21 protein-coding genes and 1 pseudogene are annotated in these 25,694 nt (G+C 70.3%); 13 read left to right on the top strand and 9 right to left on the bottom strand.

The window, feature by feature from the left end:
* Positions 1–203 precede the first annotated feature (203 nt).
* The 5 genes from moeZ to NE857_RS28645 all read left to right on the top strand — a co-directional run bounded on the left by moeZ (position 204) and on the right by NE857_RS28645 (position 9,165).
* A complete protein-coding gene (moeZ, locus tag NE857_RS28665) occupies positions 204–1,367 on the top strand; it encodes an adenylyltransferase/sulfurtransferase MoeZ (protein WP_254418446.1) in 1,164 nt (387 codons plus the stop codon).
* Positions 1,368–1,537: 170 nt separating this feature from the next.
* A complete protein-coding gene (locus NE857_RS28660) occupies positions 1,538–1,924 on the top strand; it encodes an SPW repeat domain-containing protein (RefSeq protein WP_254418445.1) in 387 nt (128 codons plus the stop codon).
* Between the two features lie 47 nt (positions 1,925–1,971).
* Positions 1,972–2,304 carry an MGMT family protein gene (locus NE857_RS28655; RefSeq protein ID WP_254418444.1) on the top strand — a complete coding sequence of 111 codons (333 nt, stop codon included), beginning with the start codon at positions 1,972–1,974 and terminating at the stop codon, positions 2,302–2,304.
* 107 nt (positions 2,305–2,411) lie between these two features.
* The gene (locus tag NE857_RS28650) at positions 2,412–5,576 is read left to right on the top strand and encodes an ATP-dependent helicase (protein WP_254422124.1); all 3,165 of its coding nucleotides are present in this window, start codon (positions 2,412–2,414) and stop codon (positions 5,574–5,576) included.
* Complete coding sequence (locus NE857_RS28645; protein ID WP_254418443.1) at positions 5,569–9,165, top strand: ATP-dependent helicase; 3,597 nt, start codon at positions 5,569–5,571, stop codon at positions 9,163–9,165. Before NE857_RS28650 ends, NE857_RS28645 begins: the two co-directional genes overlap by 8 nt.
* Before the next feature lie 904 nt (positions 9,166–10,069).
* On the opposite strand, the gene NE857_RS28640 is transcribed toward NE857_RS28645, so the two are convergent.
* From NE857_RS28640 to NE857_RS28630, 3 genes are all read right to left on the bottom strand, one after another.
* The gene (locus tag NE857_RS28640; protein ID WP_254418442.1) at positions 10,070–11,740 is read right to left on the bottom strand and encodes an IS4 family transposase; all 1,671 of its coding nucleotides are present in this window, start codon (positions 11,738–11,740) and stop codon (positions 10,070–10,072) included.
* Between the two features lie 272 nt (positions 11,741–12,012).
* Positions 12,013–12,255, bottom strand: a complete 243-nt coding sequence (locus tag NE857_RS28635) for a DUF397 domain-containing protein (RefSeq protein ID WP_254418441.1) — start codon at positions 12,253–12,255, stop codon at positions 12,013–12,015.
* Positions 12,252–13,109: a helix-turn-helix domain-containing protein gene (locus NE857_RS28630; RefSeq protein WP_254418440.1), complete on the bottom strand. Its 858-nt coding sequence runs from the start codon at positions 13,107–13,109 to the stop codon at positions 12,252–12,254. Before NE857_RS28630 ends, NE857_RS28635 begins: the two co-directional genes overlap by 4 nt.
* A gap of 218 nt (positions 13,110–13,327) precedes the next feature.
* Between NE857_RS28630 and NE857_RS28625 the strand changes: the two genes are divergently transcribed.
* Positions 13,328–13,873 (top strand): ATP-binding protein, encoded by a 546-nt coding sequence (locus NE857_RS28625; RefSeq protein WP_254418439.1) that lies wholly within the window; start codon positions 13,328–13,330, stop codon positions 13,871–13,873.
* 110 nt (positions 13,874–13,983) lie between these two features.
* A complete protein-coding gene (locus NE857_RS28620) occupies positions 13,984–14,304 on the top strand; it encodes a hypothetical protein (protein ID WP_254418438.1) in 321 nt (106 codons plus the stop codon).
* An 82-nt stretch (positions 14,305–14,386) separates the two neighbouring features.
* Here the strand turns inward: NE857_RS28620 and NE857_RS28615 are convergent, their stop codons facing one another.
* A complete protein-coding gene (locus NE857_RS28615; RefSeq protein WP_254418437.1) occupies positions 14,387–15,016 on the bottom strand; it encodes a DUF4333 domain-containing protein in 630 nt (209 codons plus the stop codon).
* A gap of 166 nt (positions 15,017–15,182) precedes the next feature.
* On the bottom strand, positions 15,183–15,668 hold the full coding sequence (locus NE857_RS28610; protein ID WP_435873517.1) for an EF-hand domain-containing protein: 486 nt from the start codon (positions 15,666–15,668) through the stop codon (positions 15,183–15,185).
* Between the two features lie 91 nt (positions 15,669–15,759).
* Here NE857_RS28610 and NE857_RS28605 point away from each other — a divergent pair.
* The 4 genes and pseudogenes from NE857_RS28605 (at position 15,760) to NE857_RS28590 (ending at position 20,012) form a co-directional block, all read left to right on the top strand.
* Positions 15,760–16,957: pseudogene (locus NE857_RS28605) on the top strand (IS3 family transposase).
* 319 nt (positions 16,958–17,276) lie between these two features.
* Positions 17,277–18,053, top strand: coding sequence for a GntR family transcriptional regulator (locus NE857_RS28600; RefSeq protein ID WP_254418436.1), 777 nt, complete (start codon positions 17,277–17,279; stop codon positions 18,051–18,053).
* 133 nt (positions 18,054–18,186) lie between these two features.
* Entirely contained in the window at positions 18,187–19,302 is a 1,116-nt protein-coding gene (locus NE857_RS28595; RefSeq protein ID WP_254422122.1) for a TIGR03364 family FAD-dependent oxidoreductase, read from the top strand.
* A 2-nt stretch (positions 19,303–19,304) separates the two neighbouring features.
* Positions 19,305–20,012, top strand: coding sequence for a phosphonatase-like hydrolase (locus tag NE857_RS28590; RefSeq protein WP_254418435.1), 708 nt, complete (start codon positions 19,305–19,307; stop codon positions 20,010–20,012).
* Here NE857_RS28590 and NE857_RS28585 read toward each other — a convergent pair.
* Entirely contained in the window at positions 20,009–20,668 is a 660-nt protein-coding gene (locus tag NE857_RS28585) for a response regulator (protein ID WP_254418434.1), read from the bottom strand. The two genes, NE857_RS28590 and NE857_RS28585, sit on opposite strands and share 4 nt — an antisense overlap.
* The gene (locus NE857_RS28580; RefSeq protein ID WP_254418433.1) at positions 20,635–21,918 is read right to left on the bottom strand and encodes a sensor histidine kinase; all 1,284 of its coding nucleotides are present in this window, start codon (positions 21,916–21,918) and stop codon (positions 20,635–20,637) included. The genes NE857_RS28585 and NE857_RS28580 overlap by 34 nt, the downstream gene beginning before the upstream one ends.
* A 250-nt stretch (positions 21,919–22,168) precedes the next feature.
* Between NE857_RS28580 and NE857_RS28575 the strand changes: the two genes are divergently transcribed.
* Both NE857_RS28575 and nudC read left to right on the top strand, forming a co-directional pair.
* Positions 22,169–23,551, top strand: coding sequence for a dipeptidase (locus NE857_RS28575; RefSeq protein WP_254418432.1), 1,383 nt, complete (start codon positions 22,169–22,171; stop codon positions 23,549–23,551).
* Between the two features lie 139 nt (positions 23,552–23,690).
* Positions 23,691–24,641 (top strand): NAD(+) diphosphatase, encoded by a 951-nt coding sequence (gene nudC / locus NE857_RS28570; RefSeq protein ID WP_254418431.1) that lies wholly within the window; start codon positions 23,691–23,693, stop codon positions 24,639–24,641.
* 142 nt (positions 24,642–24,783) lie between these two features.
* Here the strand turns inward: nudC and NE857_RS28565 are convergent, their stop codons facing one another.
* Positions 24,784–25,266, bottom strand: a complete 483-nt coding sequence (locus NE857_RS28565; RefSeq protein WP_184366127.1) for an ANTAR domain-containing response regulator — start codon at positions 25,264–25,266, stop codon at positions 24,784–24,786.
* Positions 25,267–25,384: 118 nt separating this feature from the next.
* Entirely contained in the window at positions 25,385–25,675 is a 291-nt protein-coding gene (locus tag NE857_RS28560) for a mycoredoxin (RefSeq protein WP_254418430.1), read from the bottom strand.
* Positions 25,676–25,694 lie beyond the last annotated feature (19 nt).

The raw sequence follows: 25,694 nt of genomic DNA, 5'->3' as shown, positions 1-25,694 counted from the left end.
ATGAACTCGCGGTCCGTCCTGGTTGAGGGAGGGCAGGAGGCCAGTGAACGCGACATGGACCACGCCTCCCCGGGGTGGGAATGGAATACCCCACCCGTTAGGTTGGGTATAAGTGCAAGCAGCTTCGCGTACCGCCCCCATGTTCCCGTGGGCCCCTGGCACGGGTGGATGCGAAGCGATCCGAACAGTCATGAGGAGTCACCGTGTCGCTGCCGCCGCTGGTCGAACCAGCCGCCGAGCTGACCGTGGACGAGGTGCGCCGCTACTCGCGTCACCTGATCATCCCCGACGTGGGCATGGACGGCCAGAAGCGCCTGAAGAACGCCAAGGTGCTCGTTGTCGGCGCGGGCGGCCTGGGCTCCCCGGCCCTGCTGTACCTGGCCGCCGCGGGTGTGGGCACGCTCGGCATCATCGACTTCGACGTCGTCGACGAGTCCAACCTCCAGCGTCAGATCATCCACGGCCAGAGCGACGTCGACCGTCCCAAGGCCGAGTCCGCCCGGGACAGCATCAAGGAGGTGAACCCCAACGTCGAGGTCATCCTGCACCAGGACCGCCTGGAGTCGGACAACGCGTTGGAGATCCTCGCCCCCTACGACCTGATCCTGGACGGCACGGACAACTTCGCGACCCGCTACCTGGTCAACGACGCCGCCGTCATCCTGAACAAGCCCTACGTGTGGGGCTCGATCTACCGCTTCGACGGCCAGGTCAGCGTCTTCTGGAACGAGTACGGTCCCCAGTACCGCGACCTGTACCCCGAGCCCCCGCCGCCCGGCATGGTCCCCTCCTGCGCCGAGGGCGGCGTCCTGGGTGTGCTCTGCGCCTCCATCGGCTCGGTGATGGTCAACGAGGCGATCAAGCTGATCACCGGTATCGGTGACCCGCTGGTCGGCCGTCTGCTCATCTTCGACGCCCTCGAGATGACCTGGCGCGAGGTCAAGGTCCGTAAGGACCCGGAGACCGAGCCGGTCACCGAGCTCATCGACTACGAGGCCTTCTGCGGTGCCGTGTCCGAGGAGGCCACCCAGGCCGCCGTGGACTCGACCATCACCGCCCCGGAGCTCAAGGAACTCCTGGACAACAAGCCCGACGAGATCTACCTCGTCGACGTGCGCGAGAAGAACGAGTACGAGATCGTCGCCATTCCGGGTGCGACGCTCATCCCCAAGGGCGAGTTCCTCAACGGCAACGCCCTCGGGCAGCTGCCGCAGGACAAGCGCGTGGTCCTGCACTGCAAGTCCGGTGTGCGCTCGGCGGAGGCCCTGGCCGCGGTCAAGGCCGCCGGTTTCGCCGACGCCGTGCACGTCGGCGGCGGCGTCCTGGCCTGGATCAACCAGGTCGACCCGAGCCTGCCCACCTACTAGGGCCGGCCCGCCTAGCGGGACTTGTGGTTCGCCTCCGGGCGGTGCGGGGTACCCCCCCGCGCCGCCCGGACGTGTTCTTCGGGGCGAAACCCTTCAGAAACGGGTACAAGCCACCCACGGGTCGCTGCGCCGACCATCGGCGCGCATCCCCGACGCAAGGAGGTGGCGTTATGCGTGAGAAGGGACGCTGGGCGGACTGGGCCGCGGTCGCCCTCGGACTCGTGGTGGGCCTGAGCTGGGTCGTGCACGGGATGCTGGGATTCTCCGGAGGGTTGTTCTTCGTGCTGGGGCTGGCGGTCATTCTGGCCGCCTCGGTGTCGTTGACCCGCCCCGGCGCTCTGTCGAGCGAGGTCGGCGTGCTGGTCGGCGGGCTTGTCCTGTTCGCCCTGCCGTGGATGCTGGGGTTCACCCACATCACCGGGGCCGCGCTGACCGCGTGGATCGGCGGCGGAGCCATCGCGATCCTGGGGGCCTACGGTCTGGTCAAGGCCAGGGCCGCGCGCAGACGGGACCCCGAGCTCGCCTGGGGCTCACACAGCAACGCCGTCCCTGAGTAGCCGGAGCGGGGCGGCGCCTGTCGGTGTGGGTGGCTAGGCTCACCTCCATGACCGAAGCGCTGCCCCGGGACGGTGGACCCGACGAGTACACCGAGGACGTCCTGTCCGTGGTCGAGCGGATCCCGCCCGGCAAGGTGATGAGCTACGGCGACATCGCCGAGTACGTCGGCCGCGGCGGGCCACGGCAGGTGGGTTCGGTCATGTCCCAGTGGGGCGGGGGAGTGCCCTGGTGGCGGGTGGTGCGCGCGGACGGGCGACCGGCCTCCGGGCACGAGGTGCGGGCCCTTTCCCGCTACGCCGAGGAGGGCACTCCGATGCGGCCCGGCAGTGATCGGGTGGACATGCGGCAGGCCCGGTGGGACGGGGGAAACGAGGGCTGACGAGGGCCGCAGGGGCGGTCCGTTCCCTCCTCTGACGTCCGTTGACGTCCGGGATGGTCGTCCACCTCTGGTGAACTGGAGGTGTGAACACATCCCCGTACCGTCTTGTGCGGCGCGCCCACCAGGTGCAGCCGCCTCCGGTGCTGGACGAGAACCAGCAGCGCGTGGTCGATCACCCGGGCGGGCCGCTCCTCGTCCTGGCGGGCCCCGGGACCGGCAAGACCACCACCATCGTCGAGGCCGTCGTCGACCGCATCGACAACCGCGGCGTGGACCCCTCGCGCATCCTGGTGCTCACCTTCAGCCGAAAAGCCGCGCAGGAGCTCCGTGAGCGCATCACCGGCCGCCTGCGCCGCACCACCCGCGAACCCTTGGCGCTGACCTTCCACAGTTACGCCTACTCCCTCATCCGCCGTGAGTTCCAGCGGATGGGCGACCTGCCGCCCCGGCTGCTGTCCGGCCCCGAGCAGCTCATGGAGGTGCGCGAGCTGCTGAAGTGGGAGTTCGAGGACGGCGCGCAGGCCTGGCCCGAGCGGCTGCGTCCCGCCCTGGAGACCCGCGGTTTCGCCGAGGAGCTGCGCGACTTCCTCATGCGCGCCCAGGAACGCGGGCTCGGCCCGCAGACGCTGGCCGGGATGGCCGCCGAACGCGACCGCGACGACTGGACCGCCGCGGCCGGGTTCCTCTCCCGGATGAACGGCCGCTTCGACATCGCCCCCGTGCCCACGCTCAACTACGCCGAGCTGGTGCGGGTGGCCGCCAACATGCTCACCGACCCCGAGGTGCAGGAGCGCGAGCGGTCCGCTCACGAGGTGGTGTTCGTGGACGAGTACCAGGACACCGACCCCGCCCAGGAGGAGCTGCTGCGCGCCCTGGCCGGGGACGGCCGCGACCTCATCGCGGTCGGCGACCCGGACCAGTCCATCTACGCCTTCCGCGGCGCCGAGGTGCACAACATCCTGGACTTCCCCAGCCGGTTCCCCACCCTGGAGCGCAAGGACGCTCCGGTGGTCGCGCTGCAGACCTGTCGTCGCAGCGGTTCCGTCCTGCTGGCGGCCTCGCGCGGCCTCACCCGCCGCCTGCCCGCTGTGTCCTCCGCGCGCGGCCAGGTCAACGCCCACCGCGCCCTCACCCCGGCCGAGGGGGTCCCCGACGGCGAGGTGCACGTCCTGATGGCCGACAGCGCCACCCAGGAGGCCGCGGTCATCGCCGACACCCTGCGCCGCGCCCACCTGATGGACGGGGTCCCGTGGTCGGACATGGCGGTGCTGGTGCGCTCCTCCAGCCGCCAGCTCCCGGTCCTGCGCCGCGCGCTCACCGCCGCCTCGGTGCCGGTGGTCGTGGGCTCGGACGACCTGCCGGTGGCCGCCGAACCGATCGTCCGTCCGATGCTCGGCCTGATCCGCTACGGCCTGCGCCCCGAGGAACTGGACGACGACGCCGCCCGCGAGCTTTTGATGAGCCCGTTCGGCGAGGCCGACACGGTGCGGTTGCGGCGTCTGGTGCGGGCACTGCGCCGCCTGGATCTGGACCGGGTCAGGGAAGAGGGCGAAGCCGGGGAAAGCGCAGCAGGGGAAGCTGAGCCTGCCGGGTACCGGCCCTCCTCCCAGCTGCTCGTGGACGCGCTGCGCGACCCCCGGGAACTCACCCTGGTGGACCCCGCCATCGCCGCTCCCGCCACCCGGGTGGCGGGGGCCCTGCGTACCGTCCGCGACCTCACCGCCAAGGGATCCGACGCCGAACAGGTCCTCTGGGAGCTGTGGCGCGACAGCGGTCTGGCCGACCGCTTCCTGCGCGCCAGCCAGGCCGGAGGCCGCCGGGGTGCCGCCGCCGACCGCGACCTCGACGCCGTGGTCGCGCTGTTCGAGAGCGCCGCCCGCTACTGCGACCGGCTGCCGCCCGGCACCCCCGACGGCTTCCTCGACGATCTGGCCGCCCAGGAAATCCCCGGGGACAGCCTCGCCGAACGCGCGCCCGAGGGCGAGGCGGTGCGCATCCTCACCGCCCACCGCTCCAAGGGCCTGGAGTGGGGGCTGGTCGTGGTGGCCGGGGCCCAGGAGGGCGAGTGGCCGGACCTGCGCCTGCGCGGTTCGCTGCTCGGCGTGGAGGAGCTGGTGGACGCCGAGAGCCACTCCGCGGACTCCTTCGGTGCGGCCCTGGCCTCCAAACTGCTGGACGAGGAGCGCCGCCTGTTCTACGTGGCGCTCACCCGCGCCCGCCGTTCCCTCTACGTGACCTGTGTGGGCGGTGAGGACACCGACGAGCGGCCTTCGCGTTTCCTCAACGAGATGGGGATGGGCGACCCGGAGCCGGTGAGTACCGGCCGCCGCTGGCTCTCCCTGCCCGCGCTCGTCGCCGACCTGCGCTCGGTGGTCACCGACCCTTCCGCGCCCGGGCCGCTGCGTGAGGCGGCCGCAGCCCATCTGGCCCGCCTGGCCGAGGAAGGGGTACGGGGGGCCGATCCGGCGGAGTGGTACGCGCTCACCCCGTTCACCGACGACCGCCCGCTCTCCGACCCCGAGGACACCATCCGGGTCTCGCCCTCCCAGGTGGAGAGCTTCACCAACTGTCAGCTGCGCTGGCTGCTGGAGCGCGCCGCCGGGGCCTCTTCGGGCGACTCCGCCTCCGCGCTCGGCACCGTCGTGCACGCGGTCGCCGTCCTGGTCGCCCAGGGCAGCAGCGCGGAGGAGGTCAGCTCCCGGATGGACGAGATCTGGACCGACCTCGACTTCGGCGGGCCTTGGCAGTCCGACAAGCAGCGCGACCGGGCGGACGAGATGGTCCGCAAGTTCATCACCTGGGACGCCACCAACGACCGCGAGCTGGTCGTCACGGAGGAGGGTTTCAAGGTGGACGTGGGCGGCATCGAGATCACCGGCCGAGTGGACCGCCTCGAACGCGACACCGAGGGCCGCGCCGTGGTCGTGGACCTCAAGACCGGCGGCACCAAGGCCGACGACCTGGCCCGACACCCCCAGCTCGGCGTCTACCAGATGGCCGTGCTCAAGGGTGCGTTCGCCAAACTCGGCCTGGCCGAACCCGGCGGCGCCGCGCTGGTCCAGGTCGGCAAGGCCGCACTCAGCAAGAAGGCGCGCGAACAGGCTCAGCCCCCGCTGGGCGAGGACCCCGACCCCGGATGGGCGCAGACCCTCGTGCACGAGGTCGCCACCGGCATGGGCGGATCCCGCTTCGCCGCCACCCGCAACACCGGATGCAACTCGTGCGCCGTACGCGCCTGCTGCCCGGTTCAGGACGAGGGCCGACATGTCTGAACCCACCCCCGCCGCCCCCGTGGCTTTCGAGGCTGCCGAGGAGCACCGCCCCCGCTTCAGCCCGGCCGAGCTCGCTCGGCTGCTCCAGCGACCCGAGCCGACGACCGAGCAGGCCCAGGTCATCGCGGCGCCGCTGGAACCCGGTGTGGTCATCGCCGGAGCGGGTTCGGGCAAGAGCGAGACGATGGCTTCGAGGGTGGTCTGGCTGGTCGCCAACGGGCACGTGCGCCCGGAACAGGTCCTCGGCCTGACCTTCACGCGCAAGGCCACCGCCGAACTGGCCGAGCGGGTGCGCAAGCGCCTGGAGCAGCTGCGCGCCACCGAGCAGCTCCCGGGCGAGCTGCTGGACGGCGAGCCCACGGTCTCCACGTACAACTCCTACGCCGGGCGCATCGTGGGTGACCATGCTTTGCGCGAGGCGGTCGAGCCCACCTCGCGGCTGCTGAGCGAGGGCCAGGCCTGGCAGCTGGCCGCACGGATCGTCGGCGAGTACGACGGGCCGATGGACCACGTCAACGTCGGCGCGGACACCGTCACCCGCCGGGTGCTGGACCTGTCCGGGCAGATCTCCGACCACCTCACCACCGCCGACCAGGTGCGCGGGGTGGGGCGCTGGATCCAGGCGGGGGTGGACGCGATGTCCCGCAAACCCACCCAGCCCACCCGGGACCTGGTGGACACCCAGCGCCGCCGGGAGGAGCTCCTGCCGCTGGTGGAGCGCTACAACCACGCCAAGCACACCCGTGAGGCGATGGACTTCGGCGACCAGATGGCGTTGGCCGCCCGGATCGCGCAGAACCACCCCGAGGTCGGGCTGATCGAACGCGGGCGCTTCCGCGTGGTGCTCCTGGACGAGTACCAGGACACCAGCCACGCCCAGCTGGTGCTGCTGCGCGCGCTCTTCGGCGACGGACACGCGGTCACGGCGGTGGGCGACCCCTGCCAGTCCATCTACGGCTGGCGCGGGGCGATCGCGGCCAACCTCACCAGCTTTCCCACGGACTTCCCGATCGCGCCGGGGAAGCCTGCTTCGGTGCGTCGGCTGTCCCTGAGTTTTCGCAACGGTGAGAAGGTCCTGAACGTCGCCGAGCGGATCTCCGAACCGCTGCGGGCGGAAGCGGCGGACGTGCCGATCCTGCACCCCGGACCCGCGCGCAGGGGACGGGGGACCGCGCTGACCGCGCTGTTCTCCACCGAGACCGAGGAGGCGGCGTGGATCGCCCAGCAGGTGCGGGGGCTGGTCGAGGCCACCGCCGAGGACGCGGGCGGATCGGTCTTCGCCCCGGACGGCAGGGCCTGGCCCGAAGGTGAGTCCGGTGGGGGACAGGAGGGGCGGATCAGTCCCGGCGACATCGCGGTCCTGTGCCGTAAGCGCTCCCAGTTCCCGCCGCTGCGCGAGGCCCTGGAGGCGCAGGACATCCCGGTGGAGGTCGTCGGCCTGGGCGGGCTCATGCTGGTGCCCGAGGTCCGCGACATCATCGCCACCCTGCGGGTGGTCCACGACGCCTCCGCCGGGAACGAACTGGCCCGCCTGCTCACCGGCCCCCGCTGGCGGATGGGGCCCCGGGACCTGGCTGCCCTCGGCAAGCGCGCCTCCGAACTGGCCCGCCACACCCGCCGTGACCTCACCGGACCCGCCGCCGAGGAGAGCGCGGAGGGCGAGGAATCCGAGGACCTGCTGCGCCGCACGGTTCTCGACCTGACCGCCGAGAGCGGCAGCCTCGTCGACGCCGTCGACGACCCGGGGGACGCCGAGCACTACTCCCCGGTCGCCTACGAGCGCCTGGGACGGCTGTCCGAGGAGCTGCGCACCCTGCGCAAGTTCGTGGGGCAGCCGCTGCCGGACCTGATCACCGAGATCGAGCGCATGCTCGGCCTGGACATCGAGGTCGCGGCGCGGATCCACCGCGACCCGCTCTCGGCCCGCGCGGACCTGGACGCCTTCGTCGACCACGCCGTGCGGTTCGTGGGCAACACCGAGGACCCCACCCTGGGGAGCTTCCTGGGCTACCTCAACGCCGCCGAGGAGAACGAGAGCGCGCTCAGCCCGGGGGAGCGGGTCGGCGGTTCGGACAGCGTGAAGCTGATGACCATGCACGGCGCCAAGGGCCTGGAGTGGCCGGTGGTGATCCTGCCGGGGGTGAGCTCGGGCAAGCGGGCCCCGCTGTTCCCGGCCAAGGCCCGTGACTCCCTGGCCTGGGTGAAGGCCGACTACCTGCTCCCGTACCCGCTGCGCGGTGACCGCTCCAGCCTGCCCGCTCTGCGCGGGGTGGAGAAGGACGACATCGCGGCCTTCAAGGAGGCCGAGGAAGCCCGCCACCTGATGGAGGAGCGTCGCCTGGCGTACGTGGCGGTCACCCGCGCCTCCTACGCCCTGGTGTGCACCGGACACTGGTGGGGCCGGACCGGCAGCACCCCGCGCGGCCCCTCGGAGTTCCTGGAGGAGATCCGCGCCGCCTGCGAGCGGGGCGCGGGCTCCGTCGTGCGCTGGGACCCGCCGCCGGACCCCGAGGACACCAACCCGCACGACGAGGAGGAGTCCTCGGCGGTGTGGCCGCCCCAGGACCTGCGGGCGGAGGCGGATGCGGAGGCGGGCGCGCCTTCGTCTGTACCGGTCGTGTCCGACCCCGTGCCCGACTTCGAGTTCGGCCCCGAACCGGACTTCGAGTACGAGCCGGAGTTCGACCCCGAGTTCGACGACGTGCCGCCTGTGCCCGAATACGAGCCCGTTCCCGCACCGGAGTCCGGACCCGCCCCAGCGCTGCCCGCGCCGGCGGAGGACTCCCGCCGCGCCCAGATCCTGGCCGGAGCCGACCTGGTCGAGAACGCCCGGGCCCGTATCCGCGAGGGCAGACCCGCTGGGCCCAGGAAGACCCCGGAGGGGCTACGCCGCAGGCTCCAGGGCTGGGAACGCGACACCGAGCTGCTGCTGGCCCACCGCGACCGCGCCACCACCGGTCCGGGGGAAGGCCCCGTCCAGGTGGAGCTGCCCGATCACCTGTCGGTGTCCTCGATGGTCTGGCTGGCCCGGGACCCCTCGGCGCTGGCCCGTCAGATCCGTCGCCCCCTGCCCCGCCCGCCCGCGCCGCACACCAGGCGCGGTACGGCCTTCCACACCTGGCTGGAGCAGCGCTTCGGTCAGAACGCCACGCTGTTGGACGAGTTGCCCGGGGCCGCAGACGAGACGGCGGGCGAGGACGAGGATCTCGCCGAGCTCCAGCGGAGGTTCGAGGAGAGCGAGTGGGGGCCGCGTATCCCGACCGAGGTGGAGGTGCCCTTCGAGACCGTCATCGGTGACCGGCTGATCCGGGGCCGCATGGACGCGGTGTTCCATGACGCGGAAACCGGCCGCTACGACGTCGTCGACTGGAAGACCGGCCGACCGCCGGGGAACAACGTCGAACGGAGAGCGGTGAGCGTACAGCTGGCTGCCTACCGGCTGGCCTGGGCCGATCTTGCCGGGGTGGAGCTGGAGGAGGTCCGGGCGGCCTTCCACTACGTGCGGGCCGGTGAGACCGTGCGGCCCGCCGACCTGCTGGACGCCGAGGGCCTGGCCGCCCTGATCACCAACATCCCCGAACCCACCTGATCAGCAGCATCCCGGAACCCACCTGGCTCCGGGGCACGGCGCTCCCCACACAGCGGCTGGTCCCTGCCTGGCTCTGTTTGGTGGGTGCGGGTGCGGGTTCCGGTTCGGGTGCGGGGTTCCCCCGTTTCCCGCCGCGTGAGTGTGGCCGTCTGCGCTGCGCGCGTCAAGGTCGTTCGTCCTCGCTTCGCTGCGGGCGCTCCACCTTGACCCGCTTCGCTACGACGGCGGTTGGCGGCTATCGGGAAACGGGGGAGGTGTGGTCGGGGTGGCAGACGGTCCCCCAAAGGGCCCCAACAGCAACTACCAACGGCAACTACGCGGCCTTCGGCCGGAGCCCTCCCCAGGCCTGCGCGGATCGGTTCGCGTGTCGCGGCCGGTCACTCGCCCGGACGGAAAAGCGGCAGCGAGGGCGACAGGCTCCCCAGCTCTGCGCGGATCGGGTCGCGTGTCGCGGCCGGTCATGCGTGCCATCGGACAAGCGGCGGCGAGGCTGGGGTTCAGCGCTGTGGTGTTGGCCCTGGGGAAGCCAGGGTGTCCGTAACCCGCGCCTGAGGCGGTCCGCTGCTTCCGAAACCCCCTCATCCCCGGTGATCTTGCTACCAGAAGCAAGTTCGGCGCTGAACTTGCTTCTGGTAGCAAGATCATCTTCGGAAAAGGGGCCGAAACTGTGCTCGGGGCCTGGGGGTGCTCCCGCCTTCGTTGCCGCTTTTCGTTGCCCGCCTTGACCGGCCGTGACACGTGACCCGTTCCGCTCCGGGCTGGGGAAGGCACCGGCCGAAGGCCGAGGTAGTTGGGGTTGGGCCCCGACCACTCCTCTCCCGTTTCCCGATAGCCGCCAACCGCCGTCGTAGCGAAGCGGGTCAAGGTGGAGCGCCCGCAGCGAAGCGAGGACAAGGCCGTTTAGTTAAGGAACGCGCTGGGCTGTCAACTCCACCCCCGCCCACCGCAGAGCCAGGGTGTATCGGCCATGCGCGGTCCGTTGCAGGAACCCCTCCTGGACCCACACCCCCATCTGCGTGGCCAGACTCCGATAATGCGGATAATCCAACGCCCGAGCGACCTCGATCGGACTCCACCCCCGACTCAGGTCCGAGCCCAACAGGCGCATCGTGCGCTCCTTGGACCCACCGGGCCGGATCCCGGGCGCCATCTTGGCCGCGGGCTGTTGGGGCCCCGCCACGGCCTCGGGCGCAGGGGCCAAGATCTCCAACTCCAGATCCTGCACCCGATCGGTGGTCAGGGGCCGCTCGGGGTCGGCTTCGCGGTAACGCCGGTGGGAACACTTGAGCTTGCGTGCGCTGATCCGAGCACGGCGGGCCGGGAGCAGGTTCTCCCGTACCGCTTGGACTATGCCCCCGCCTCGGCCGGGGGCGTCTTGGTCGGGCAGCACCTGCTGGGCGGTGATGACCTGGCAACGGGCGGTGTTCAGGGCGGTGGTGAAGGGGGCCCGATCGGCGTGGGTGCCTGGCCGGGACTCCACCGCCTCGACCATGGGCATGCGCAGCGCCTGGTAGAGCACCAGCAGGGCCCACACCTCCTGCTCCAGGCCGGCCGGGTCCTGGGAGCGCAGCACACGACGGTGCAGCAGGGTGTGTCGTAGGGAGTAGAAGGCCGATTCCACCTCCCAGCGTTCGTGGTACAGGGCCAGCAGTTGCCGGGCGGGGTCGGTGCGGTGGTCCAGCAGGGTGGTGGCCAGCCGGTACACGCCCCTGACCTGTGTCCCGTCCTGGGTGGTGGCGGTGATGCGGGCTTGGACGATGCGGAGTTTGAGCCCGTCCAGGTGAGTCAGGTAAGAGCCGTCCGGGAGCAGGGTTTCCACCCGGGGGCGGCGGTGTTCTCGCAGGCGGATCAGGAGTTGGGCTCCGGTGTCGGCGACCTCGCCCAGGAAGGTGTTGCCTTGGTAGGCCTGGTCGGCCAGGACCAGCATCTGGGGGGTGAGCCGGTCGAGCAGGGTGCGGGCCTGGTCGGGTTCGCCGCTGGGGGCGCGGGTCAGGGTGGCGCCCAGCAGGGAGCGGGTACCGGTCTCGCACAGGGCGGTGATCTGCAGGCGGGGGTAGCCTTCCGTGCCTTGCTGGTAGCAGATCTTGCGGAGCCAGGTGAGGTTGCGTGCGCTGTCGGGGGCTTTGATCGAGTGGCAGGCGTCGAAGGCCACGGTGCGCCAGTGCCGGTAGCGGGTTCCGGGGGTGGTGGGTTGGGCCAAGGGAGCCGCCAGGGTCTGGAAGAGGGTTTTGAACGGGGTGGGGCCCAGGCGTCGGCGCAGGTGCACGAGCGCGGCCTGGCTGGGGCGGGGCAGGGGCAGGCTTTGCAGGCCCGCTACGAGGGTGTCCCAGACGCGGGCGTATCCCAGGTGGGGGAACAGGTTCAGGGCCAGCACGAAGTAGACCCCGACCCGTGAGGGCAGAGCGCGCAGTCGTTGTTGCTGGGTGCGGGTGTGTTCCAGGACGGCGTCGATGAGGTCGAAGGGCAGGTAGCGGGTGAGTTCGCCTAGGTGGCCGGGGGCGTAGATACCGGCGGCCACGGTGATGGTGTGGGTGTGGGTGTGGGTGTGGGAGGTGGTGGCATACTGGTCGGGCAACGGGGCCTCCGGGGCAGGTGGATCTTGGTCGATTTCCTGCTTTTATCGGAGGTCCCGTTCTTTGTGTTGGGTGGGGTGGTGCTACGGGCTTGACAGCTGGCTTGGAGCGCTAACTAAACGGCCTTGGAAGCGAGGACGTACGACCTTGACGCGCGCAGCGGAGACGGCCACCATCGAGCGGCGGGAAACGGGGGAACGAACGTAGGGAGCCCGGCAGTGACCAGAGGGTGGTCATGACCGGGCTTTGGTTTGTTGGGGGCTTCGGGGGTGGGCTACTTGAGAGCGATGGTGAGGAAGGACGCCCACTCGCTCTTGGGGAAGGGCAGGTGACCGGCGTCGGGGTGCTTCGAGTCCCGGAGCGCCGCACCGCAGGGGAGCGAACCGACCTCGACGCAGTTCTGGGCGTGCCCGCTGTGGGTGCTCTTCCTGAAGGTCGTGGGGATCTGAGCAACCTCGACGCAGTCCTGGCCCCGGCCGCTGTAGCTGCTCTTCCGGAACTCAAGCCGGTGACTCATGTCTGCTTCTCCAGTGCTTTGACGGCATCGTCGATGAACTTGGCGGACAGGGAAGTGGACAGCGCTACCCCCTGGACGTTGCTGAAGGCCACGTTATACGCGTCAAGCTCTTCAGGAGTTTCAAGTGCAAGCCCCGTAGTCGCTGTCTCCACGAACGTGATGGGAGTGTCCCGGGGCTCAGGGAACTCCAGGATGGTGAACGCCCCCTCCATCCCCAGGTGCTCGCCAGCCGTATACGGCAATACCTGGACATCAATGTTGTGCCGAACAGCGAGGTGGCCAAGGTGCTCTAGCTGTTCTTTCATTACCTCGCGGCCGCCTACGAGGCGATGGAGTGCAGCTTCATCGATCACCGCTGTCATTCGAGGCGGATGGACCCGGTTGAGGATCTGCTGACGGTTCACCCGGGCTTCGACCAACCGCTCGATGTTCTCGTCCGCTGTGGCTCGACCGCCTCGGAAGATCGCGGCCGCGTAGCTCGGAGTCTGAAAGAGCCCGGGGATGAGTTGCGGCTGAAACGTGCGAATGGCCGCAGCCTCAGCCTCCCAGTCCGGAAGGGCTCGCTCGCCGAAGACGTCCTTGTACTTGGACCACCAGCCGGGCTCCTTCGCTTCACGAGCCAGGCCGTGCATGCCTCCCCGAGTCTCTGGATCGACCTCGTAGAAGTCAGCGAGTGCGTCCAGGTCTGTGTGACGCAGGCGGCGCGCCTCGGCGGTCTCCATGCGGCCCAGGGTGGAACGGGGAACCCCCGCGCCTTTGGCGGCCGCGTCAAGCGTGAGTCCAGCTTCTTCTCGCAGGCCACGCAATACATGACCAAGTCGACGGCGGCGAATATTCGGGCTCTTTTGTGTCATAGGGGAATCCTAAACGGACATAACGGGATTCTTGTGAGAACCGCTTGACTGGCGGGATTCTCATTCTAGGATGGAATCTAGCTGGAAGCTCGTTGTCGAACTCTTGAGCTGAAGGCTATGCCTAGCCCGTTCCGCGCGTCGTGGGTTCACGAAACTTCCAACGGGCGACCTTCCCCCACCCCTGTTCGTGCTTTGTCATGCCAAGGAGTGTGTTCGTCATGCCCACGTTCGCCCCCGAGCTCGCGCGGAGCGAGGTCACGGTCCCGTTGGCCAGCTTCATCAAGCCCTTCCACGCCCACTACTTCTCCGGGAACGCGGACCAGCTCCACTTCCGCAAGCGCCAGCACAGCTTCCCCGGCATCGCGAACCTCCTGCCGCTGGTCCGGATGTTCCTGAGCACGTGTGCGGCGGATCAGTCCACCGACTACCGCTACCTCTTCACCCTCCTGGGTGCCGAGTTGGCCAACAACGCCGTTGCCCACTCGCGCTCCAGCGAGTTCGGGGCCTCCTACACCCTGGTGGTCGAGCGGGCAGGCGACGGGATGCTCCTGACCTGCCGGGACCAGGGCAGCCTGCGCCCGATCCCGCGCGGCCCCCTCACCCCTTGCCCGGGTGGGCTCGACCTGGACCTGGAGTCGGGGCGCGGGCTGGCCATGGTCAACGCGCTGTCCACCCGCTGGGGCGACAACGGGCACCCGGAGTACCGCAGCGTCTGGTTCTTCCTCGCCTATGACCTGAGCGAGAGCCGCTGGAACAGCCTCTAGAGACACAGAGGCTCTGCAAACGCAAGAGGGCTCAGGAGACGCTGCCACGTCTTCTGAGCCCAACGAACCCTGAATTTCAGCCTACGAAAACTAAGAAAGCAGGATCAGCGATGAATCCTATCCCCATGCCCCGCGCCTCGCAGGAGAACCGGGTAGTCGGCGCCACCTGTCAGCACTGCACGCACCGTTCCTGCCGGGCCTGCCGGGCGCAGAGCCTGCCCCGCCTCGGCGGCCACCGTGCCGAGTTCTCCACCGAGCACGCTCGGGCCGCGCTCCTCCAGCAGCAGCACCGCAACCTGATCATCTACTTCGGCGAGTCCACCCAGTCCTACTGGGTCGCCTCCAGCAGCGGCCTGTACGAGGCGGGGGACTGGGACAACCTCCTCGCTCACCTGTGGGCCCGCGACCAGATTCGCCGCCCCTTCTGCTAGCACCGTTCGGCGGAAGCGAGACGGGGCGCCTGCCCCGCATACTGGGCAGGCGCCCCGTCTTCCGGCTCAAGCGCTACCGGGGTTACTCGTCGAACTGGATGTCCCAGTGGACAGTGCTGCCCTCGACGGAGGTCACCGTGACGGTGATGGGGTAGCTGTCGCCGTCCTGCAAGAACTGGCAACCCAGCTCAGCACCCACCTGCGCGAGGATGTGGGTGTCACTGCAGACGAAGTTGTCGGGCGAGTAGCCGGCGGCTTCCAGAACCGGGGTCGACTGGTTGATGATCTCCACGTTGGAGACCTGGCCGTCGCTGGCCACGGCGGAGCTGCTGTCCTGGCCCCCGGCGGGAGCCTCGGCCGCGCTGTCCTCAGCGGCGTCGTCCTCCGCGGCGGTGTCGTCGGCCGGGGTGTCGTCCACCTTGATGTCCCACTGGACGTCGGAGCCGTCGACCTCGGTGACCGTGGCGGTGGCACCGATGGTCTCGCCCTCGATTTCGATCTCGCAGCGGATCTCGGCGCCCACCTCCGCGGGGAGGTCCTCTTCGCAGGTGAGATCGTCCGGTTCCTGGCCGATCTGCTGGGTCAGCATCGCGCTGGACTCCGCGGCGACGTCGTCGGCCGAGATGGATGCCGAGCAGCCGGTGGCCACAAGCATGGACAGGGCGCCCAGTACTGCTCCGACGATGATTCGTTCGCGTTTGACCCGTCGCATTGCGGCCTCCTGAGGCATGGGGGAATTGTGGGGGTAGTGCTCGCCTCAGTCGGACTCCGGAACGGGCTCTCCGGTTCTACGGCAGGACATTTCGATACCTGTCCGTGGTCCTGCCGCTCCTGACGGCGGTGGCCCCGGTGCGCCGCCGTCAGGAGTCAGGAGCTGGTCAGACCACCCCGAAGACGAAGCCGCCGGGGGAGTCGAGGTCGTCGCCGAACAGGAACTGGCGGGCGGAGAGCACGAACTCCTCGCGGCTGATGTAGCCGTCACCGTCGGTGTCCACGTGCGCGAACCGCTTGCGCGCCTCCTCCTCACGGGCGCCCAGGGCGTTCGTGTAGACCAGGAACTCCGCCTGGCTGATCCGGCCGTCCCGGGCCTCGTCCAGAAGGTCGAACACGGCCTCCGCCACGGCCTCGGCCGCGTTCGAGCGGCTCCTGTCCTCCGAAGCCGAGTGCATGGCCGCCACGAACCGGTCCCGGTCCAACGGCTCGTCCTGCGAGGCCTGGGCCAGCTTCTGCCATAGGGACTCGTACGCCTCCCGGACGGCCTGGGCCCTGGGCTCGGACGCGGCCAGGCCGTAGCCGGACAGGTAGCGGTCCACGAGGCGCTGGTAGTCAGCCCAGGTCACCGTCTTGTCGCCATCAGTGTCCAAGGCGTCGAAGAGGTCGCCGAACTGATCTTGCTTCGGTTCGGTGGACAGGTGTCCGCTTTCGGATACTTTGTCATTGAACGAGGAGATTGAAGTGCCCAAGACCCGCCCTGCGTACCCGCCGGAGTACCGCGATCAGATCATCGCGCTGGCCCGCTCCGGCCGTAGCCCCGAGGACCTGGCAGCTGAGTTCGAACCCTCGGCCCAGACGATCCGCACCTGGATCAATCAGGCCAAGATCGACTCCGGCCAGGCAGAGGGCACCACCAGCGATGACAAGGCCGAACTGGCCCGCCTTCGCCGAGAGAACGCCCAGCTGCGCGAAGAGCGCGAGATCCTGCGCAAGGCCACGGCTTTCTTCGTCCGGGAGACCAGTCGGTGATGTTCCGGCTGATCGACGAAGAAAAGACACGCCACTCCGTCTCCCTGATGTCCCGGCTGCTCGGCGTATCGCGGCAGGGCTACTACAAACACCACCACCGAATCCAGGACGGCCCCACGGCCAAGGAACGCTCCGACGCTGACCTGTCCGAGCGCATCCAGGGCCACCACGAGCGCTCCCGCGGCACCTACGGCTCCCCCAGGCTCCAGGCCGACCTGGCCGAGCTCGACGGCATCCGCGCTGGACGCAACCGCATCACCCGGCTGATGCGCCGCCAGGGCCTGGTCGGGGTCCACCGCCGCACCGGCCGCAAAGCCTGACCTCCCAGGACCGGATGGCCACAGCCCCACCGGATCTGGTCGGTCGTGACTTCACCGCCCATGCCCCCAACACCAAGTGGAGCGCGGACATCACCTACGTGCCCACCGACCAGGGGTGGGTGTACCTGGCGGTGGTGATGGACCTGTTCTCGCGCCGCATCGTGGGCTGGGCGATGGCCCCTCACATGCGCGCCGATCTGGTCTGCGACGCGCTGGCCATGGCGGTGACCGCCCGCCGTCCCGGTCCGGGGCTGATCCATCACTCGGACAAGGGATCGCAATACACCAGTCTGGCCTTTGGTCGCCGCTGCGAAGAGGCAGGGATCGCTCCCTCGACGGGGCGGACGGGGTCGTGTTACGACAACGCCGTCACCGAGAGCTTCTTCGCGTCGTTGGAGACCGAGTTGATCGACCGCACCCGTTTCGCCACCAGGGCGGATGCGGAGCGGGAGGTGTTCTCCTATATCGAGGGGTTCTACAACCCCTGGCGGCGGCATTCGGCCAATGGTCAGCTCAGCCCGGCTGAGTATGAACGTCGCCACACCGAAGTTGCTCAAGACAGGCTTGCGGCGCTGTCTCAGGCCGCGTAAAACCCCAGCTCACAGGTGTCTACCGAACTGAAGCAACATCAAACCTGGCGGCGATCTGGGGGTTGGTGCTCACGCGGTCCTCCTGGGATCGGGGCGGGCCTTTCCCGCCCCCAGACCTCAGAGTCCCAGGTCGCGCAAAAGGTTCCCTTTCAAATCACCCAGGTGACCCGGTTCCCTGAGGGCTCTGGTCTTCGGGGTGACCCGAATCGGGTGGAAATAGATCGAACCAGGTCGAACCGGGGCGATGGCTGGACGGCCGGGCTCTCGGTGCCCGGTGGCGCTGTGCCCGAGCGGCGGGCGTTCACGAGGTTGGGGGACAATGGCGCGCGTGTCGGTGACCGGAATCCCTCAGGACGGCGGGGCGCCCGTGCGCGCGGGCGTGCCCGAGCACGGGCGTGTGCCCAAGTACTACGCGGTGCGCATACAGCTCACCGAGCTGGTGGACGGCTTGCCCGAAGGGCATGCCCTGCCCACCGAGCGCGAGCTGGCCGAACGTTTCGGCGCGGCCCGGGAGACCGTCCGCCAGGCGCTGCGGGACCTGCTTCTGGAGGGCCGTCTGCGCCGCCGGGGGCGGGGGACGGTCGTGGCCGGCCCCAAGCTCGAACAGCCACTCTCCCTCGCCAGCTACACCGAGGGGGTGCGCCGCCAGGGCCGGTCCCCGGGGCGGACGCTGGTCGACCTGCGCGGTTGGCCGTGCCCGGCCGGTCTCGCGGCCGAGCTGGACCTGGCCGAGGGGGAGCCGGTCTGGCACATGGAGCGGGTGCTGTGGGCCGACGACGAACGTGTGGGGCTGGAGTCCACCTACGTGGCGGTGGAGCGCGCGCCCCGGTTGGATACCGACTTCGACCCTGATTCCAGCTTCTACGCCTACCTCCGGGAGCAGGTGGGCGACGGCTTCGCCAGCGCCGACGAGCGCCTGGAGACGGTCCTGGCCACCCCGCGCGAGGCCCTGCTCATCGGCACCCCGCCCGCGCTGCCCATGCTGCTCATCCACCGCCTGTCCCGGGACGCCCGGGGCCGTCCGCTCGAACGCGTGCGCTCCCTTTACCGGGGAGACCGGTTCAGTTTCACCACGCGCCTCACCGCCGACGACTGATTCGGGAGACAGGCGCGCCTCTTAGTAACGCAGAAATAACGTGTCTGGTCCAAAGTTTGAGGGCGGTTCACTCGCGCTTCCCTCCCGGGCACCGGCCGCTCCACCCTTCCCCACCAGGCTCGAAGACATGAGAGTGATCATCGTCGGCGCCGGGGTACTCGGCACCATGCACGCCTGGCAGGCCGTCTCCCGAGGGCACGAGGTCGTCCACATCGAACGCGAGGCCGCCGCGCGGGGCGCCTCCGTCCGCAACTTCGGCCTGGTCTGGGTCAGCGGCCGCTCCTCCGGTCCCGAACTCCAGGCCGCACTGCGCGCCCGCGAGCTCTGGGAGGGGATCGCCGAGCGCGTCCCCGACCTGGGCTTCCGCCCTTCCGGTTCGCTCACCGCCCTGACCACCGAGGCCGAGCTGGCTGTCGCGAAGGCCGCCGTCCAGGGCCCCGACGCCCAGCTGCGTGACCTCCACCTCCTCGAACCCGAGCGCGTCCGCGAGGTCAACCCGGCCCTGCGCGGCGAACTCCTCGGTGCCCTGTGGTGCCGCCGGGACGCCCAGGTCGAACCCCGCGTCGCCCAGAACGCCCTCCAGGCCGAGCTCGCCCGCAGCGGCCGCTACACCCTGCTCACCGGCCGCGAGGTCCGCGACCTGCCCGCGCCCGGAGCCGTCCGCGACGATCACGGCCAGACCCATCAGGGAGACCAGGTCGTGCTCTGCACCGGAGCCTGGCTCGGCGGTCTGGTCCGCGAACTGGTCCCCGACCTGCCGGTGCGCCGGGTCCGCCTGCAGATGATGCAGACCGGGCCCCTGGGCGAAGCGCTGACCACCTCCGTCGCCGACGCCGACAGCTTCCGCTGCTACCCGGCCTACCAAGGGCCGGAGCTGGACGCCCTCAACGCCGGACAGCCCCAGCCGCCCACCGCCAGCGAGCACGCCATGCAGCTGCTCATGGTCCAGCGCGCCGACGGCTCCCTCACCATCGGCGACACCCACGAGTACGAGCACCCCTTCTCCTTCGACACCGTCGAGGACCCCTACGAGCACCTCGCCCAGGTGGCCGAGCGCCTCCTCGGCCGCCCGCTGCCGTCGGTCCGCCGCCGCTGGGCCGGGGTCTACGCGCAGTGCGCGGACACCGCGAACGTCGTGCACCGCGCCCCCGTCGCCGACTCCGCCTGGCTGGTCACCGGCCCCGGCGGACGCGGTATGACCTGTTCCCCCGCCATCGCCGAGACCACCGCAGACGAACTGGACTGGTGAGCATGACCGCGAACCCCGCCGCCTCAGAGAACTCCGCTAACCCCGCCACCACCGAACTCGTCGTGCTCGACATGGCCGGGACCACCGTCGCCGACGACGGCCTGGTCGAGCGCGCCTTCCAGGCCGCCCTGCCCGACTTCACCCCGGCCCAGCTCGACCACGTGCGCGCCACCATGGGCGAATCCAAGATCACCGTCTTCCGCCACCTCACCGACCACGACGAGGAGCGCGCACAGCAGGCGAACGCCGCCTTCGAAGCCGCCTACGCGCGCCTGGTCGACGCGGGTCACTGCGCCCCGCTGCCCGGCGCGGAGGACGCCCTGCGCGGCCTCCGTGACCAGGGCCGAACCATCGCCCTGACCACAGGTTTCGCCCGTGACACCCAGGACCGCATCCTCGCCGCCCTGGGCTGGGAGGGCCTGGTCGACTTCACCCTCTGCCCCGCCGACGTCGGCGGGCGCGGCCGCCCCCACCCGGACATGGTCCTGGCCGCGGCCCTGCGCGCCCGGGTCTCCGCGGTCGCGGCCGTCGCCGTCGCCGGTGACACCGCCTCGGACGTGCGCACCGGCCGCAACGCCGGAGCGGGGACCGTCGCGGGTGTCCTCACCGGCGCCCACGACGCCGCTGCTCTGAGGGCCGCCGGGGCCACCCACGTCCTCGACACCGTGGCCGCCCTGCCCGACCTGCTCATCGCGCAGGAAACCCCCTAACCGCGCAGGAACGCCAGGACCGCCTTCACCCGGCGGTTGATGTCCGCGTCCCCGTGGGCGAGGCCGAGCTTGGCCATGATGCTCGCGGTGTGCTTGCCCACCGCCGCCTCGCTCACCGTCAGTTCGCGGGCGATCCGGGCGTTGGAGTGCCCCTCGGCCATGAGGATCAGCACCTCCCGTTCCCGTCGGGTGAGCTGGTCCAGCGGGTCCCGCCGCTGGACCAGCCGCCGGATCACGCTCGGGTCGATGACCGCACCGCCCTCGGAGACCTGGCGCAACGAGGCCACGAAGTTCTCGACCTCGGCCACACGCTCCTTCAGCAGGTACCCGACGGCCCGCCCCTCGTTGGAGTCGAGCAGCTTGTCCACGTAACGGGTCTCCACGAAGTGGCTGAGCACGACGATCGGCAGGGCGGGGTGCTTCGTGCGGAGTTCGACCGCCGCGCGCAGCCCCTCGTTCCCGAACCCGGGCGGCATCCGCACATCGGTGATCACCAGGTCCGGTCCGTGCTCGGCCACGGCCTCCACCAGGGTCTCGGCATCGCTCACCGCCGCGACGGTCACGATGTCGAAGCGCTCCAGCAGGCTTCGCAGGCCTTCTCGGAAGAGGACCCCGTCCTCGGCTAGGACGACGCGGAGCGGGGAGCGCCGGTGCATGGAACCTCCACTCTGATCCGGGTCGGCCCGCCGACCGGACTCGACAACAGAGTTCTACCGCCCAGCACCGCGACCCGGTCGGCGAGCCCGGTCAGCCCGGTGCCCCGCTCGGGATCCGCGCCGCCCCGACCGTCGTCGGTCACTTCGAGCACCACGTCCTCCCCGGCACGTTCGACCGTCACGGCGGTGCGGTGCGCCTCGGAATGCTTGGCCACGTTGCCGAGCGCCTCGGCGGCGGCGAAGTACACGACCCCCTCCACGTGGGCGGGCGACCGTTCGGTGAGGTCCACCGTCAGGTCCACCGGGAACGCGCAGCGCTCGGCCAGCTCCGGCAGCGCCGCCACCAGACCCTCGTCCGTAAGCAGCGGCGGGTGGATGCCCTGGATGATCTCCCGCATCGAGCTGATGATCTCCTTGACCTGCTCCTGTGCGTCGGCGAGGCTCCGCTCCACCGGTGAACCGGCGGGGGAGTCCATCCGTGCGAGACCGAGCTTCATCGCCAGCGTCACCAGCCGCTGCTGGGTGTCGTCGTGCAGGTCCCGTTCGATACGGCGCCGCTCTGCCTCGAAGGAGTCGACCAGCCGGGCACGGGATCGCTTGACCTCGACGAGTTCGCTCCGCAGCGCCTCGGACGGCTCCCCGCCGAGCAGGATCCGGCCCAGCACGGCGTTCAGGTGCGCCGTGACCGCGGCCGCGTAGGGCGAGACGACGAGGAGCGCGGCGCCGACCGGAACCAGGGCGAACGCCGCCCCGACACCGCTGACCCGGAACTGGTTGAACACGAGCTGCTCACCGGCCGCGACCAGCAGCGGAGCGCCCAGCAGCACCAGGCCGTACCCCGCGAAGCCGATCAGCACGAGGGCGCTGAGGGGAGCGATGACCAGGCACAGCAGCAGGAGATAAGCGAACTCCCGCCAGGTCGCGGCCTCGCTGTAGCGGGTGCGCAGCCACCGCCGTACCCCGCCGCGTGGAGTGCGGTGCCCTGACCTGACAGGAGGGTGCACCAGCCGCAATCGCCACCGTTCCACCGCTGCGACCGGCAGTGCCACCAGCGGCCCGAGGAGCAGGAGCATCCCCAGGCTCAGGAACGGCAGCAGGACCACGATCCACAGTTCGGCCTCGTTGACGTCCTGCCGGGCCTCCACGAGGATCTCGACGAGGATGATCACCGGTATGAGCATCGGACCGATCAGGAGGTGCGAGACACCGCCGACCAGCACCGCGCCCAGCACCGCACCGAGGCTGCGCAACGGCCAGCGCGTCCTGAGGAAGCGCCGCTCGCGTAACGCGGTCAACGGCGTCCGCGGCCGGGGGGAGTTCTCATGGGTCATCACACCGACAACCCTAGGGACGGGCGGGGCGGCGGGCACGGGGAGTAATCCCCGGTTTTTCGGTAGTGCTGGCCTTACCCCGATCACGTCCTGTATGGCCGAGTTCCAGCGTGTCCTGTCCAGGTTCTAAGGTCGATTCCGACAAGGATGTCTAGGACAAGGACGGCTGATGGACGCGCGTGCCTACATCGAGGCCCACGGGAACGAGTTCCTCACCTCGCTCAAGGAATGGCTGGCGATCCCCTCGATCTCCGCCGACCCCGAGCGCCACGACGACGTGCGCCGCTCGGCCCGCTGGCTGGCGGACCACCTCACCGAGACCGGCTTCCCCACGGTCGAGGTCTGGGAGACCCCCGGGCTGCCCGCCGTGTTCGCCGAGTGGCGCGCCGCCGACCCCGCAGCGCCCACGGTGCTGGTCTACGGCCACCACGACGTGCAGCCGGTGGACCCGCTGGAGGAGTGGGAGACCGAGCCCTTCGTCCCCACCGAGCGCGGCACTTCCCTCTACGCGCGCGGGTCCTCCGACGACAAGGGCCAGGTCCTCTTCCACGCCCTGGGCGTGCGGGCCGCCCTGGCCGCCTCCGGCGCGGACGCCCCGCCGGTCACCGTCAAGCTGCTGGTGGAGGGTGAGGAGGAGTCCGGTTCCGTCCACTTCGCCGAGCTGATGAAGGCCAACCGCGAGCGCCTGGCCTGCGACGTCGCCGTCATCTCCGACACCACCATGTGGGCGCCCGACACCCCCTCCATGTGCGTGGGCATGCGCGGCGTCACCGACGTGGAGATCAGCCTCTTCGGCCCGGAGCGCGACCTGCACAGCGGTTCCTTCGGCGGTGCGGTCCCCAACCCGCTCAAGATCATGAGCGACCTGCTCTCCGGTCTGCACGACGCCGACAACCGCGTCGCGATCCCCGGTTTCTACGACGGGGTCGTCGAGGCCAGCGCACAGGAGCGCGAGCTCATCGCCCGGCTGCCCTTCGACGAGAAGGAGTGGCTGGCCACCGCCGCCTCCACCGCCGCGCGCGGGGAGGAGGGGTACAGCACCCTGGAGCGCGTCTGGCTGCGGCCCACGGCCGAGATCAACGGCATGTGGGGCGGGCACACCGGGGCGGGCGGCAAGACCATCGTGCCGCGCTCCGCGCACGCCAAGATCAGCTTCCGCCTCGTGCCCGGCCAGGAGCCCCTGGAGATCCAGGACCGGGTCCGCGAGTACGTGGAGGCCAACACCCCGGGCGGCATCACCGCCGAGCTGGAGTTCGGCGGCCCGGGCGTGCGCGCCTGCGCCTCCGATCTGTCCTCCACCGCCCTGAAGGCCGCCCGCTCCGCCATGGGCCGCGCCTTCGGCAAGGAGGTCCTGTTCACCCGTGAGGGCGGCAGCGGCCCCGAGGCCGACATCGCCGACATCCTCGAAGCCCCGCTGGTGTTCGTGGCGGTGGGACTCAACGAGGACCGCATCCACGCCCCCAACGAGAAGGTGGAGATGCCGCTGCTGCTCAAGGGCGCCGAGAGCGCGGCCTACCTGTGGGAGGAACTGGGCGCCGTCAGGGGCGTCTGAGCCCTGACGCCTGCCATCCGCTGCTTGTCGGCCGCGGCCGCCGTGTGCTCCCGGCGGCCGCACCGGTTCCGGGAACGGGAGTGCGCCGGGCCCTCGGAGGCGTTAGACCTTGAGGAGAACAACAGAACCGGAAGGTCGCATGGAATCCGAAGCCACACCCCTGCTCGCCCGCTCCACCGTCAACCCCGCCGGGCACCGGCGCGGTGACGACGACTGGCTGGCCGCGGCCTGGGCGGACCCGAACACCAGGGTCCTGGTCCTGGAGGGCGGTGAACCCGGCAGCTACGGCTGGAAGGCGCTCATGGCCAAGCAGTCCCGCGCCCTGGTCACCACCGGCCAGACCCGGGAGCTCGTCCTGCTCGACCCCCACCACGCCCCCGCGGGCGAGCGGTACCTGCTGGGCAGCGACGGCGAGCGCGCCTACTTCGCGGTCCGCTCACGCCAGGACCTGGAGCCCAACCCCGTCGCCGAACCCGCGTCCCTGCGCGAGGTCGGCGCGGTCCTCAACGACCACGACACCGGCCTGTTCACCCGGGCGGTCGCTCTCGCGAACTGGAACGCCAGCCACGGCTTCTGCCCGCGCTGCGGTTCCCGCACCCGGATCGAGAGGGCCGGTCACGTGCGGGTCTGCGAGGAGGAGGGCACCGAACAGTTCCCCCGGATGGACCCGGCGGTGATCATGCTGGTGCACCGCGAGCGCGACGGTCAGGAGGAGTGCCTGCTCGGCAACAACCCCAACTGGGACGCGCACCGCTTCTCCGTGCTGGCCGGGTTCGTGGACGCGGGGGAGTCCCTGGAACAGGCGGTGATCCGCGAGGTGGCGGAGGAGGCGGGCGTGGTCGTCGAGGACCCCCGCTACCTGTCCTCGCAGCCCTGGCCGTTCCCGCGCAGCCTCATGATGGGCTACACCGCCCGTGCGGTGGGCGAGACCGAGCGGACCGACGACGAGATCGCCGAGACCCGCTGGTTCACCCGGGCCGAGCTGGCCGAGGCCGTGCACTCCGAGGAGGTCGTCCTGCCGGGGCGGCTCTCCATCGCCCGCACCCTGATCGAGCACTGGTACGGCGCGGAGCTCCCGGGAGGCTGGTAGACCGAACCCGGAGCCGTCACCGCCCGGGGCCCGCGTGGCCCGGGCGCGCCCGAACCGCGGGTCGTCCGTCCCCCCGAACCGGACGTCCCGCGGTGCGTACCGGTCCTGCCGCCGACCGGGATCGGCCGGCCCGGCCCCGGTCCTATCCCGTGGTCAGCTCGTCCGGGAGGACGGTCAGGGGGCTGGTGCTGCTCTCCACCACGTCCTGGGCCAGTTCGGCGACCTTGCGCCCCCGGGACCTGGCCGAGGAGCGAAGTCTCTCGAACGCCTCGCGGGGCGGCATCGTGTGCCGTTCCGCGAGCACCCCGATGGCCTGCTCCACCACGACCCTCGAGTGCAGCGCGTGCTCCAGCTGCGTGATCGTGTGCCGCAGCCGCTCCACTTCCGACGCCCCCTCCGGGGCGCGGCCCGGAGCCTGGGTGCGGGGTCTGCCGGTCCCCGCCTCGGCGGTGAGCAGGTCCGCCAGGACCATCGCACTGACCAGGTCCGGCGTCTCGTGCCCGTTCTGGTCGGTGCCCACACGCCACCCGTTCGGGGTGCGGCGCACCACTTCGACGTCCACCGTGTCGGTGACCGCTACGTCATGAGACCTCACGTCGTCCCCCAACTCAACACTCCCCGTCATCGTCCGAGCTACGGTGTCGGCCGCGCCTCCGGTCGGAACTCGGGGGTGTCCGCCCCTTGGGGGGAGGGGACCCGCCGCGCGGACCGCAACCGTGTGCGGTCCGCGCCGTTCGTCCGTCCTAGGACAGCTCGGCCAACTTCTTCTTCACCTGAGCGAGCGACGGGTTGGTCATCGCCGTGTCGTCGCTGAAGACCACCGTGGGGACCGTCTGGTTCCCGCCGTTCACCTTCATCACGTACTCCGCGGCCTCCGGGTTCTCCTCGATGTTCACCTCGCGAATCGCGATCCCCTCACGGGAGAGCTGGCTCTTGAGGCGTCTGCAGTACCCGCACCAGGGGGTGCTGTACATCGTGAAGGCTTCGGTGCCCGTACTCGTCATCTCGCTCACGTCTTTCAGGTCGACGGTCATGGTGGGGGGTCGGTTCCCC

The sequence above is a fragment of the Nocardiopsis exhalans genome (genome assembly GCF_024134545.1).
GTDB classification, from domain to species: domain Bacteria; phylum Actinomycetota; class Actinomycetes; order Streptosporangiales; family Streptosporangiaceae; genus Nocardiopsis; species Nocardiopsis exhalans.
Note: the sequence above shows the minus strand (reverse complement) of the source record. Positions and strands in the feature narration are given on the sequence as shown.